The following is a 12,110-nucleotide window of genomic DNA, read 5'->3' as shown; positions in this document are numbered from 1 at the left end:
CGGCTTCTTCAGCCGCTGTAGATTGAATATTCCCAACATTCGGGTTAGGAGGCCTTCCGTGAATATTATGAACAATAATCTTCTTTATGAAGGAAAAGCGAAACGAATTTATCAAACAGAAGACGAACAGATTCTCCGCGTGGTCTACAAGGATTCCGCAACAGCCTTTAACGGTGAGAAAAAAGCGGAGATCAGCGGAAAGGGCCGTCTGAACAATGAAATTTCAAGCCTGATTTTCAAACATCTGCATGCTAAAGGAATTGACAATCACTTTGTAAAGCGCCTTTCAGAATCAGAGCAGCTTATCAAAAAGGTAAGCATCATTCCAATTGAAGTCGTGGTCAGAAACTTTGCCGCCGGAAGCATGTCGAAACGCCTCGGCATCCCTGAAGGAACTAAGCTTCCGCAGCCGATTATCGAATTTTACTATAAAGACGACGCACTCGGTGATCCGCTCATTACCGAAGATCATATCTGGCTCTTAAAAGCTGCGGTTCCGGAGCAGGTCGAAACGATCAAATCAATTACAAATCAAGTGAATCCAGAACTTCAGCATATATTTGAAGACTGCGGTGTCAGATTAATAGATTTTAAACTGGAATTCGGCTTAGACGCAGAGGGACGGGTGCTTTTAGCAGATGAAATCTCTCCTGACACGTGCCGTCTGTGGGATAAAGACACGAACGAAAAGCTTGATAAAGATTTGTTCAGACAGAACCTGGGAAGCTTAACCGACGGATATGAAGAGATTTTCAAAAGACTGGGAGGCATTTCATAATGTATAAAGTGAAAGTTTATGTCAGCTTAAAAGAAAGTGTGCTCGATCCTCAAGGAAGCGCGGTGCAGCATGCATTGCACAGTATGACCTACAATGAAGTGCAGGATGTGCGAATCGGAAAATACATGGAGATGACGATCGAAAAATCTGACCGTGATCTTGACGCGCTCGTGAAAGAAATGTGTGAGAAGCTCCTAGCCAATACAGTCATTGAAGACTACCGATATGAAGTTGAGGAGGTTGTCGCACAGTGAAATTTGCGGTGATTGTGTTACCCGGCTCCAACTGTGATATTGATATGTTCCACGCCGTGAAGGACGAACTCGGCGAAGAAGTCGAGTATGTCTGGCACGAGGAAACAAGCCTTGACGGATTTGACGGCGTGCTCATCCCCGGCGGCTTCTCTTACGGCGATTACCTGAGATGCGGCGCCATCGCCAGATTCGCAAACATCATGCCGGCAGTGAAAAAAGCGGCTGCTGAAGGCAAACCGGTTCTCGGCGTCTGCAACGGATTCCAGATTTTGCAGGAGCTCGGACTTCTGCCAGGCGCGATGAGACGCAACAAAGATTTAAAATTCATCTGCCGCCCGGTTGAATTAATCGTGCAGAACGGCGAAACAATGTTCACATCTTCTTATAAAGAGGGACAATCGATTACGATTCCGGTTGCCCACGGCGAAGGCAATTTCTACTGTGATGACGAAACGCTTGAAAGATTAAAAGAAAACAATCAAATCGCCTTCACATACGGAAGCGATATTAACGGAAGCGTAAGCGGCATTGCCGGCGTCGTGAATGAGAAAGGCAACGTATTAGGCATGATGCCTCACCCGGAGCGTGCGGTCGATGAACTGCTCGGCAGCGCAGACGGTCTTGCATTGTTCCAGTCTATTGTGAAAAATTGGAGGGAAACTCATGTCGCTACTGCTTGAACCAAGTAAAGAACAAATAAAAGAAGAGAAACTCTATCAGCAAATGGGTGTCAGTGATGACGAGTTTGCACTGATTGAATCGATTATCGGAAGATTGCCGAACTATACGGAAATCGGGATTTTTTCCGTGATGTGGTCAGAGCACTGCAGCTATAAAAACTCAAAACCGGTTTTACGCAAATTCCCGACTAGCGGCGAACGCGTGCTGCAGGGTCCCGGAGAAGGCGCGGGAATCGTTGACATCGGTGACAATCAGGCGGTCGTGTTCAAAATTGAATCGCATAACCACCCGTCAGCACTTGAGCCATACCAAGGTGCTGCGACGGGAGTGGGCGGCATCATCCGTGACGTTTTCTCAATGGGCGCCCGTCCGATAGCTGTATTAAACTCTCTTCGATTTGGTGAACTCACTTCACCTCGAGTGAAGTACTTGTTTGAAGAAGTAGTGGCGGGAATCGCGGGATACGGAAACTGTATCGGCATTCCGACCGTCGGCGGAGAAGTGCAGTTTGACCCGAGCTATGAGGGCAATCCGCTTGTCAATGCAATGTGCGTCGGCTTAATCGATCATAAAGATATTAAAAAAGGCCAGGCGAAAGGTGTCGGCAACACGGTCATGTACGTGGGCGCTAAGACGGGGCGCGACGGCATCCACGGCGCTACTTTCGCATCAGAAGAAATGTCTGATTCGTCTGAGGAAAAACGATCCGCGGTGCAGGTCGGCGATCCTTTCATGGAAAAACTTCTCTTGGAAGCCTGCCTTGAAGTCATTCAGTGCGACGCGTTAGTCGGCATTCAGGATATGGGGGCGGCCGGTCTGACCAGTTCAAGTGCGGAAATGGCAAGCAAAGCCGGCTCCGGCATTGAAATGAACCTTGACCTCATTCCGCAGCGGGAAACAGGTATGACCGCTTACGAAATGATGCTTTCCGAGTCTCAGGAACGCATGCTTCTCGTCATTGAACGCGGGCGTGAACAGGAAATTGTCGATATTTTTAATAAATATGATCTAGAAGCGGTTTCCGTGGGTCATGTTACGGATGATAAAATGCTCCGCCTCCGCCATAACGGAGAGGTTGTTTGCGAACTTCCGGTCGACGCGCTGGCGGAAGAAGCGCCTGTGTACCACAAGCCGTCAGCGGAACCCGCGTACTACCGAGAGTTTCAGGAAACGGAAGTTCCCGCGCCTGAAGTGAAAGATGCGACAGAGACGCTTTTTGCCCTGCTGCAGCAGCCGACAATCGCCAGCAAAGAGTGGGTGTACGATCAATATGACTACATGGTGCGTACAAACACGGTGGTCGCTCCGGGATCTGATGCGGGAGTGCTCAGAATCCGCGGCACAAAAAAAGCGCTGGCGATGACGACGGATTGCAACGCCCGCTATTTATATCTTGATCCGGAAGAAGGCGGAAAAATCGCTGTTGCCGAAGCAGCGCGCAACATCATTTGCTCAGGTGCAGAACCGCTTGCGGTCACAGACAACCTTAACTTCGGAAATCCGGAGAAACCGGAAATCTTCTGGCAAATCGAAAAAGCAGCCGATGGCATCAGCGAGGCGTGCAATGTGCTCAGCACACCGGTTATTGGCGGTAACGTATCACTTTATAATGAATCGAACGGAACGGCTATCTATCCGACGCCTGTTATCGGCATGGTCGGCTTAATTGAAGATACGGCTCATATTACGACACAGCATGTCAAAGCGGCCGGAGACTTGATTTACGTCATCGGTGAAACGAAGCCTGAGTATGCAGGCAGTGAACTTCAGAAAATGACCGAAGGAAAAATCTATGGCCGAGCGCCTGAAATTGATCTGGACGTTGAAAAAGCCCGCCAAACATCACTTCTTAACGCCATTAAACAAGGTCTGATCCAATCCGCCCATGACGTGTCAGAAGGCGGCTTGGGCGTGGCGATTGCGGAAATCGTCATGACGACGGAACACCTTGGCGCGAACGTGACTGTAGAAGGGGAAGCGGCGTTATTATTCTCTGAGTCTCAATCCCGCTTTGTCGTTTCCGTGAAGAAAGAAAACAAGGCGGCGTTTGAAGCGGCTGCGGCAGATGCCGTTCATATCGGTGAAGTGACAGGAGACGGACAGCTGACGATCCGAAGCCAAGAAGGACAACAATTGGTTCACGCGCAAACGAAAGAACTTGAGCGCGCGTGGAAAGGAGCTATTCCATGCTTGCTGAAATCAAAGGCCTGAATGAAGAATGCGGTGTGTTTGGCATCTGGGGTCATGAAGAGGCTCCGCAGATTACGTATTACGGCCTGCACAGTCTGCAGCACAGAGGACAGGAAGGCGCCGGCATCGTGGCGACCGACGGCGAAAAACTGACGGCGCATAAAGGGCAGGGGCTTATTACCGAGGTTTTTCAAAACGGCGAACTGAGCAAAGTGAAGGGAAAAGGCGCGATCGGCCACGTCCGCTATGCGACGGCCGGCGGAGGCGGATATGAAAATGTCCAGCCGCTCCTGTTCCATTCGCAAAACAACGGCAGCCTCGCGCTCGCCCATAACGGCAACTTGGTCAACGCTACACAATTGAAGCAGCAGCTTGAAAACCAAGGGAGCATCTTTCAGACTTCCTCCGATACGGAAGTGCTGGCTCATCTGATTAAACGCAGCGGCCACTTTTCGCTGAAGGATCAGATCAAAAATTCGCTGTCCATGCTGAAAGGCGCTTACGCCTTTTTAATCATGACAGAAACAGAGATGATTGTAGCGCTTGATCCGAACGGACTCAGACCGCTCTCGCTCGGCATGCTCGGCGACGCTTACGTCGTGGCATCAGAAACATGCGCATTCGATGTGGTCGGCGCGGCATACCTTCGCGAGGTAGAGCCGGGCGAAATGCTGATCATCAATGATGAAGGCATGAAATCAGAGCGTTTCTCCATGAATATCAATCGTTCCATCTGCAGCATGGAGTACATTTATTTCTCAAGACCTGACAGCAATATCGACGGCATTAACGTGCACAGCGCCCGGAAGAATCTCGGGAAAATGCTTGCCCAGGAGTCCGCAGTTGAAGCGGATGTCGTCACAGGCGTGCCTGATTCCAGTATTTCTGCCGCCATCGGCTATGCCGAGGCAACGGGCATTCCGTACGAACTCGGTCTCATTAAAAACCGTTATGTCGGCAGAACGTTTATCCAGCCGTCACAGGCTCTCCGTGAGCAAGGCGTGAGAATGAAGCTGTCGGCCGTACGCGGTGTTGTTGAAGGAAAACGGGTCGTCATGGTTGATGATTCCATCGTGCGCGGAACGACAAGCCGCCGGATTGTTACAATGCTCAGAGAAGCGGGAGCAACAGAGGTGCACGTCAAGATCAGTTCACCGCCGATCGCCCATCCGTGCTTCTACGGCATTGACACATCAACCCATGAGGAACTGATCGCTTCCGCCCATTCCGTGGAAGAAATCCGCCAGATCATCGGTGCCGACACGCTGTCTTTCTTAAGTGTAGACGGATTGTTAAAAGGAGTCGGCCGAAAATTTGAAGACACCAATTGCGGACAATGCCTCGCTTGTTTTACGGGCAAATATCCGACGGAAATTTATCAGGATACAGTGCTTCCTCACGTAAAAGAAGCGGTGCTGACAAAATAAAGTTTGAAAATGATATAAAGGCAGCGCGAGTTCAGGCTGCCTTTCTCTTTCTGCCTTTAAGGAGAAACGAATTGACAAGGAGTGATAGGGATGTCTGATGCTTATAAAAATGCCGGAGTCGACATCGAAGCCGGATATGAAGCCGTCAAACGAATGAAAAAACACGTGGAGCGCACGAAAAGGCTCGGCGTTATGGGAAGCTTGGGCGGTTTTGGCGGAATGTTTGATCTGTCAGAGCTCCCGTATCAAAAGCCCGTTTTAATTTCAGGAACAGACGGTGTCGGCACCAAGCTGAAACTCGCATTTTCAATGGATAAGCATGACACGATCGGCGTCGATGCGGTCGCGATGTGTGTAAACGATGTGCTCGCCCAGGGAGCGGAGCCGCTGTTTTTCCTTGATTATTTGGCAGTCGGCAAGGCCGATCCGGTGAAAATTGAGCAGATCGTTCAAGGTGTGGCAGACGGCTGTGAGCAGTCAGGATCAGCGCTTATCGGCGGTGAGACGGCGGAAATGCCGGGGCTGTATACAGCTGATGAATACGATATTGCCGGATTTTCAGTCGGTGTTGCGGAAAAAGACGAAATCGTCACCGGTGAACATATCGAAGAAGGGCATCTCTTAATCGGACTTACTTCAAGCGGCCTTCACAGCAACGGGTTTTCCCTTGTGAGAAAAGTGCTTCTTGATGATGGCGGACTTGATTTGGATACTGTCTATGAACCGTTTGCGCGGCCTCTCGGAGAAGAATTGCTGGAACCGACGAGAATATATGTGAAACCGGTGCTTGAGGCGGTGAAAAGCGGTAAGGTGGACGGCATGGCGCATGTGACAGGCGGAGGATTCATCGAGAACATCCCGCGGATGCTGCCGGACGGATTGAGCGCGGAAATTGATCACGGATCATGGCCGATCCCGCCGATTTTTCCGTTTTTACAGGAGCACGGCAAGCTGAAAGAAGAAGACATGTTCAATGTCTTTAACATGGGCATCGGTTTTGTCCTTGCCGTTAAAGAAGAGGACCTGACAGACGTTATCGAAACGCTTGAAGCTCAAGGCGAAAAGGCTTATTTGATCGGACGGGTCAAACGCGGCGAAGGCATTTCTTTCGGCGGTGCGGCTCTTTCATGAAGAAATTTGCGGTATTTGCTTCAGGAAACGGATCGAACTTTGAGGCCATTGCCAAACGTATGAGAGAAGAGAAGTGGGACGCGGAGCTCTCCCTTCTCGTGACGGATAAGCCCCAGGCAAAGGCTGCGGAAAGGGCGGAGGCTTTACATATCCCGTCATTCGCCTTTGAGCCGTCAGCTTTTGCAAACAAGGCCGCCTTTGAACGGGCCATTATTGAACAGCTTCGTCTGCACGGGGCGGAACTAATCGTTCTCGCCGGCTATATGAGACTGATCGGAAATACGCTCCTTGAAGCTTACGGAGGCCGCATTGTTAATATACATCCCTCGCTTCTTCCGGCATTTCCGGGAATTGACGCTGTCGGACAGGCGTATCGGGCCGGTGTGAAAGTGGCGGGCATTACCGTTCATTACGTCGACGAAGGCATGGACACCGGACCAATTATCGCGCAAAAAGCATTCGAGATACAGGAAAACGATACGCTTGAAGATATAGAACATACGATACACGAGCTTGAGCACAAATGGTATCCGAGCGTTGTGAAACAGCTGCTGGGACTAAATAACAGAGGTGAAAAGGCATGACAATCAAACGCGCACTAATCAGTGTTTCTGATAAAACAAATCTCGTACCTTTCGTAAAGGAACTGACAGAGCTCGGCGTCGAAGTCATTTCGACCGGAGGAACAAAAAAACTTCTCCAGGAAAACGGTGTGGATGTCATCGGCATTTCGGAAGTGACCGGATTTCCTGAAATCATGGACGGACGGTTAAAAACGCTCCATCCTAATATTCACGGCGGACTGCTTGCCGTAAGAGACAATGAAGAGCATATGGCGCAGATCAATGAGCACGGCATTGCCCCCATTGATCTTGTGGTCGTCAACCTTTATCCGTTTAAAGAAACGATTTCAAAAGAAGACGTAACATATGATGAAGCGATAGAAAACATTGATATCGGAGGCCCCGGCATGCTGCGCGCCGCATCGAAAAACCATCAGGATGTGACGGTCATCACAGATCCGGCCGATTACAGCTCAGTGCTCAATGAGATTAAAGAACACGGCGGCGTTTCGCTTAAAAGAAAACGCGAGCTTGCGGCAAAAGTATTCCGCCACACCGCGGCATACGACGCATTAATCGCTGATTACTTAACACGCGAGGCCGGTGAGAAAGACCCTGAGCAATTCACCGTTACATTTGAAAAAAAACAATCGCTCCGCTACGGCGAAAACCCTCACCAAGAGGCTGTTTTCTATCAAAGCGCACTGCCTGTCTCCGGCTCCATCGCGGCGGCAAAACAGCTTCACGGCAAAGAGCTTTCTTACAATAATATTAAGGACGCGGATGCGGCCGTTCAAATCGTCCGGGAGTTTGCAGAACCCGCGGCTGTTGCCGTTAAACATATGAACCCGTGCGGAGTCGGTACGGGAGCTTCAATTGAGGAAGCATTCAATAAAGCGTATGAAGCTGATAAAACGTCCATTTTCGGCGGCATCATCGCGCTGAACCGTGAAGTTGATCAGGCAACGGCTGAAGCTCTTCACGGCATCTTTTTAGAAATCGTTATCGCCCCTTCTTTCAGTGAAGAAGCGCTGAACGTGCTGACGGCGAAGAAAAATCTTCGTCTGCTCACGCTTGATGTGAACGCCTCAGGAAAGAAAGAAAAACAGCTGACTTCTGTACAGGGTGGTCTTTTGATTCAAGATTTAGACGTCCATGGATTTGATGACGCCGACATCAGCATTCCGACAAAAAGAGAGCCGAACGAGCAGGAGTGGGAAGATCTGAAGCTTGCCTGGAAAGTCGTTAAACACGTGAAATCCAACGCAATCGTTCTTGCAAAAGACCATATGACGGTCGGTGTGGGCGCAGGACAGATGAATCGCGTCGGTTCAGCCAAAATCGCCATTGAGCAGGCCGGAGAAAAAGCAAAAGGCAGCGTGCTCGGTTCAGACGCGTTTTTCCCGATGCCGGATACAGTCGAAGAAGCCGCAAAAGCGGGCGTCACGGCAATTATCCAGTCCGGCGGATCGGTTCGCGACGAAGATTCAATTAAAAAAGCGGATGAATACGGCATCGCCATGGTATTCACCGGCATCAGACATTTCAAACATTAAGGGGAGGAACGAAGCGTGAATGTATTGATTATCGGTAAAGGCGGCAGAGAGCATACACTGGCTTGGAAAGCAGCGCAAAGCCCGCTTGTTGACACGGTGTACGCCGCGCCCGCAAATGACGGTATGGCGGATTGCGCAACGCTGGTCAGCATCGAAGAAAGCGATCATGCCGCACTCATCGCCTTTGCGAAAGAACATCATGTCGGCCTGACGATTATCGGCCCCGAAGTTCCTCTGATCGAAGGGATAGCGGATGAGTTTGAAAAAGCAGGACTGCTTGTTTTCGGACCGTCCGAAAAAGCGGCAATCATTGAGGGAAGCAAACAGTTTGCCAAGGATTTAATGAAAAAATACAGCATTCCGACGGCGGAGTATGAGACATTTACTTCATTTGAAGAGGCGAAAGCTTATGTGCGGCAAAAAGGCGCGCCGATTGTCATTAAAGCCGACGGGCTTGCGGCCGGAAAAGGTGTAACGGTCGCGATGACGGAAGAAGAAGCGATCGAATGCCTGCACGATTTTCTTGAGGATGAGAAATTCGGCGAGGCGAGCGCATCTGTTGTCATTGAAGAGTTCCTCGCCGGCGAAGAATTTTCCTTAATGGCGTTTGTGAAGGGGGAGACCGTCTATCCGATGGTGATCGCCCAAGACCATAAGCGCGCCTTCGACGGAGACAAAGGGCCGAACACGGGCGGAATGGGCGCCTATTCACCGGTGCCGCACATTTCCGATGATATCGTCAAAAGCGCTGTCGAAACGATTGTGAAGCCGGCGGCAAAAGCAATGGTGAAAGAGGGGCGCTCCTTCACGGGCGTGCTGTACGCGGGGCTGATTCTAACGGAAAACGGATCAAAAGTCATTGAATTCAATGCGCGCTTCGGAGATCCGGAAACGCAGGTCGTCGTGCCGAGAATGGAATCAGACCTTATTCAGGTGCTTTTGGATCTGCTGCATGAGAAAGATGTTGACCTAAGATGGAAGGATACGGCCGCCGTCAGCGTTGTGCTGGCTTCTGAGGGCTATCCTGAAAGCTATGCGAAAGGCACACCGATCGGCAGTTTGACGGCCGCTGAAGACGGGATCGCCGTTTTTCATGCCGGAACGAAAAAAGCCGGCGGCCAATTTGTCACAAACGGCGGCCGGGTCGCCAATGTCACAGCATTTGCTGAAACATTTGAAGCGGCGAGGGATAAAGTGTACAGCGCCGTTTCAGGGCTGACAAAACCCGGACTGTTTTACAGAAGCGACATCGGCGCCCGTGCGCTGAAAGCTTCGCAGCGATAAAGAGGGAAACCCGCGTCATATAAGACGCGGGTTTTCTTCTGAAAGGACGACTAAGGTTGTTGATTTGCCGTGAGAGATGATTCTTCTCGGAATCGTGATAACAGGAGAAAATAAAATAACAAGCCGTTGCGGCTTGTTATTTTTCTTGCTGATGGCTGTCATCCTGATTCATTCCGGCCTGGAACATATATGTCACCGGACAGAAGCGGAGGATGCCGGACGCCGCTTTCATCGCGCCCATCATCATACAGAAGAGATGCATCTTGCACCAAGGTTTCCTCGTATATTTCGCTGACGCAGCAGACAAAATGGTGAGGCCGCAAGTGATGCGCATAACGGCGTTCAATAAACTGATATTCGGTTTCATCATTTCAGCTCCCTTAGAAAAAGTTTTTTCATTCATCTTCAATAATTTGTAACGTTTCAGCCGTGCGATAATTGTGCGGATGTGATACGATGGGTCTAATATAAGCGAAGGAGAGTATGTGAATGTCCGAACGTACCTTTAACTGGAAAAATAAAGACATCAGATCACAGGCGGATGTTGTAGACTCAAAGCTGCTTCCAACGCTGCTTTTACGGAACGCTCTCGTTTTAAATCCTTTTTTAAAACAATGGCTGAATAAGAATATCTGGATTTACGGAGACCGAATCGTATATGTTGGTGATGAGCTTCCTGATGCAGCAGAGCACATTCATACCATAAATTGTGAAGGAAAATACATTGTGCCAGGTTACATTGAACCGCATACACATCCTTTTCAAATATATAATCCCCAAACGCTCGCCGAATATGTGTCTCAATTCGGAACAACGACGTTTGTGAATGATAACTTGTTTTTTCTTTTGAACAGCGGTAAAAAGAAAGCGCTTACTATATTAGAGGAACTGAAAAAACAGCCGGTGCAATATTTCTGGTGGTCCAGATACGACCTGCAGACTGAAGTGCTGAATGAGGATCAGCTGCTTTCTTTTGATGTCCGCAAACAATGGATTGAGCACCCGGATGTCATTCAAGGCGGAGAATTGACCGGGTGGCCGCGCCTGATGGACGGCGATGACTTAATGCTTCATTGCATGCAGGCGACGAAAAAACTGCGCAAGCGGATCGAAGGGCATTTTCCCGGCGCTTCTGAGAAAACATTGACGAAGATGAAACTGTTCGGAGCTGATTCCGACCACGAGGCCATGAATGGTGACGAGGTGATGAGACGGCTTGAATTGGGCTACTATGTCTCACTCAGACATTCATCCATCCGCCCTGATTTGAGAACGATATTGCAGGATCTCCATCAAAAAGGCTTCCGGCATTATGATCATTTCTTTTACACGACGGATGGGGCGGCGCCGCATTTTTATAAAGGCGGCATGACGAATGAATTGATCAAAATCGCTTTGGAAGAAGGGGTTCCGGCGATTGACGCCTACAATATGGCGTCTTTTAATATCGCGAAGTATTATCAGATGGATGACTTTCTCGGTGTGGTCGGTCCGGGACGGCTTGCCTCATTGAACATTCTTGACGACCCGATGAACCCGGACCCGGTCACGGTGATCTCTAAAGGCATCCTGCTGAAAGAAGACGGCCGAAATATGAAGGCGTTTACAAAAACGGATTGGAAAAGAGGCGGTCTTGTCCCTCTTGAGCTTTCATATGATATGACGATGGATGATTTACAGTTTTCAATGCCGATGGGTGTGAAAATGCGCAATGCGGTCATTATGGAGCCGTATATGATTGCGATTGATAATTCTGTTGACCAGCTTTCTTTTGATCATGATGAAAGTTACCTCACGCTTCTCGATAAGCATGGAAAATGGCGGGTCAATACAATGCTGAAAGGTTTTGCCGAGCGGGTGCAGGGCTTTGTCAGTTCTTACACGACAACCGGAGATATTATCGCAGCGGGAAAAAATAAGGAAGATATCCTGCTTGCTTTCTCACGGATGAAAGAAATCGGCGGCGGAATCGTGCTTGCCGAAAACGGGAAGATTCTTCATGAAATTCCCCTTGCCTTGAACGGTTCTGCATCTGCGGAGAGTTTTGAAGACGTCCTTGAAAAAGAGCATAAGCTGAGGACTTTGCTGGAGGAGCGGGGCTACCGATTCTGCGATCCGATCTATACGCTGCTCTTTTTGCAGAGCACACACCTGCCTTATATTCGCATTACGCCGAGAGGAATATTCGACGTGATGAAAAAAACTGTACTCTTTCCATCGATAATGCGTTAAAATATAAAAGCAGG

The 12,110-nt window shown here is 49.5% G+C and carries 11 protein-coding genes; 10 read left to right on the top strand and 1 reads right to left on the bottom strand.

From position 1 onward, the window contains the following. The first annotated feature begins 58 nt into the window (after positions 1–58). The 9 genes from purC to purD all read left to right on the top strand — a co-directional run bounded on the left by purC (position 59) and on the right by purD (position 9,864). Positions 59–778, top strand: a complete 720-nt coding sequence (gene purC / locus ACXN9U_RS11200; RefSeq protein WP_489201663.1) for a phosphoribosylaminoimidazolesuccinocarboxamide synthase — start codon at positions 59–61, stop codon at positions 776–778. Further along, positions 778–1,032 carry a phosphoribosylformylglycinamidine synthase subunit PurS gene (gene purS, locus ACXN9U_RS11195; protein WP_489201662.1) on the top strand — a complete coding sequence of 85 codons (255 nt, stop codon included), beginning with the start codon at positions 778–780 and terminating at the stop codon, positions 1,030–1,032. Before purC ends, purS begins: the two co-directional genes overlap by 1 nt. Then, positions 1,029–1,712, top strand: coding sequence for a phosphoribosylformylglycinamidine synthase subunit PurQ (purQ, locus tag ACXN9U_RS11190; RefSeq protein WP_016937015.1), 684 nt, complete (start codon positions 1,029–1,031; stop codon positions 1,710–1,712). The genes purS and purQ overlap by 4 nt, the downstream gene beginning before the upstream one ends. Further along, entirely contained in the window at positions 1,696–3,924 is a 2,229-nt protein-coding gene (gene purL, locus ACXN9U_RS11185; RefSeq protein WP_489201661.1) for a phosphoribosylformylglycinamidine synthase subunit PurL, read from the top strand. Before purQ ends, purL begins: the two co-directional genes overlap by 17 nt. Further along, on the top strand, positions 3,900–5,330 hold the full coding sequence (gene purF, locus ACXN9U_RS11180; RefSeq protein WP_060963397.1) for an amidophosphoribosyltransferase: 1,431 nt from the start codon (positions 3,900–3,902) through the stop codon (positions 5,328–5,330). The genes purL and purF overlap by 25 nt, the downstream gene beginning before the upstream one ends. A gap of 90 nt (positions 5,331–5,420) precedes the next feature. Then, on the top strand, positions 5,421–6,461 hold the full coding sequence (gene purM, locus ACXN9U_RS11175; protein ID WP_047476378.1) for a phosphoribosylformylglycinamidine cyclo-ligase: 1,041 nt from the start codon (positions 5,421–5,423) through the stop codon (positions 6,459–6,461). After that, positions 6,458–7,045 carry a phosphoribosylglycinamide formyltransferase gene (gene purN, locus ACXN9U_RS11170; protein ID WP_049628026.1) on the top strand — a complete coding sequence of 196 codons (588 nt, stop codon included), beginning with the start codon at positions 6,458–6,460 and terminating at the stop codon, positions 7,043–7,045. Before purM ends, purN begins: the two co-directional genes overlap by 4 nt. Continuing rightward, entirely contained in the window at positions 7,042–8,580 is a 1,539-nt protein-coding gene (purH, locus tag ACXN9U_RS11165; RefSeq protein WP_489201660.1) for a bifunctional phosphoribosylaminoimidazolecarboxamide formyltransferase/IMP cyclohydrolase, read from the top strand. The genes purN and purH overlap by 4 nt, the downstream gene beginning before the upstream one ends. A gap of 15 nt (positions 8,581–8,595) precedes the next feature. Beyond that, positions 8,596–9,864 (top strand): phosphoribosylamine--glycine ligase, encoded by a 1,269-nt coding sequence (purD, locus tag ACXN9U_RS11160; RefSeq protein ID WP_060963395.1) that lies wholly within the window; start codon positions 8,596–8,598, stop codon positions 9,862–9,864. Positions 9,865–10,000: 136 nt separating this feature from the next. Here purD and ACXN9U_RS11155 read toward each other — a convergent pair whose 3' ends face one another. Continuing rightward, entirely contained in the window at positions 10,001–10,231 is a 231-nt protein-coding gene (locus ACXN9U_RS11155) for a YgaP family membrane protein (RefSeq protein ID WP_003155749.1), read from the bottom strand. Between the two features lie 122 nt (positions 10,232–10,353). On the opposite strand from ACXN9U_RS11155, the gene ACXN9U_RS11150 reads away from it, so the two are divergent. Further along, complete coding sequence (locus ACXN9U_RS11150; RefSeq protein ID WP_438421363.1) at positions 10,354–12,096, top strand: adenine deaminase; 1,743 nt, start codon at positions 10,354–10,356, stop codon at positions 12,094–12,096. The last annotated feature ends 14 nt before the right edge of the window (positions 12,097–12,110 follow it).

This window comes from Bacillus sp. BACIII (assembly GCF_057836745.1).
The sequence above is the reverse complement of the archived record's forward strand: the minus strand, read 5'-3'. Positions and strand labels throughout refer to the sequence as shown.

Excerpts from the sequence above, each read along its gene's own strand:
- purN (WP_049628026.1), top strand. The coding sequence starts at position 6,458 with ATGAAGAAATTTGCGGTATTTGCTTCAGGAAACGGATCGAACTTTGAG.
- purL (WP_489201661.1), top strand. The coding sequence starts at position 1,696 with ATGTCGCTACTGCTTGAACCAAGTAAAGAACAAATAAAAGAAGAGAAA.
- purS (WP_489201662.1), top strand. The coding sequence starts at position 778 with ATGTATAAAGTGAAAGTTTATGTCAGCTTAAAAGAAAGTGTGCTCGAT.
- purM (WP_047476378.1), top strand. The coding sequence starts at position 5,421 with ATGTCTGATGCTTATAAAAATGCCGGAGTCGACATCGAAGCCGGATAT.
- purH (WP_489201660.1), top strand. The coding sequence starts at position 7,042 with ATGACAATCAAACGCGCACTAATCAGTGTTTCTGATAAAACAAATCTC.
- ACXN9U_RS11155 (WP_003155749.1), bottom strand. The coding sequence starts at position 10,231 with ATGAAACCGAATATCAGTTTATTGAACGCCGTTATGCGCATCACTTGC.
- purF (WP_060963397.1), top strand. The coding sequence starts at position 3,900 with ATGCTTGCTGAAATCAAAGGCCTGAATGAAGAATGCGGTGTGTTTGGC.
- ACXN9U_RS11150 (WP_438421363.1), top strand. The coding sequence starts at position 10,354 with ATGTCCGAACGTACCTTTAACTGGAAAAATAAAGACATCAGATCACAG.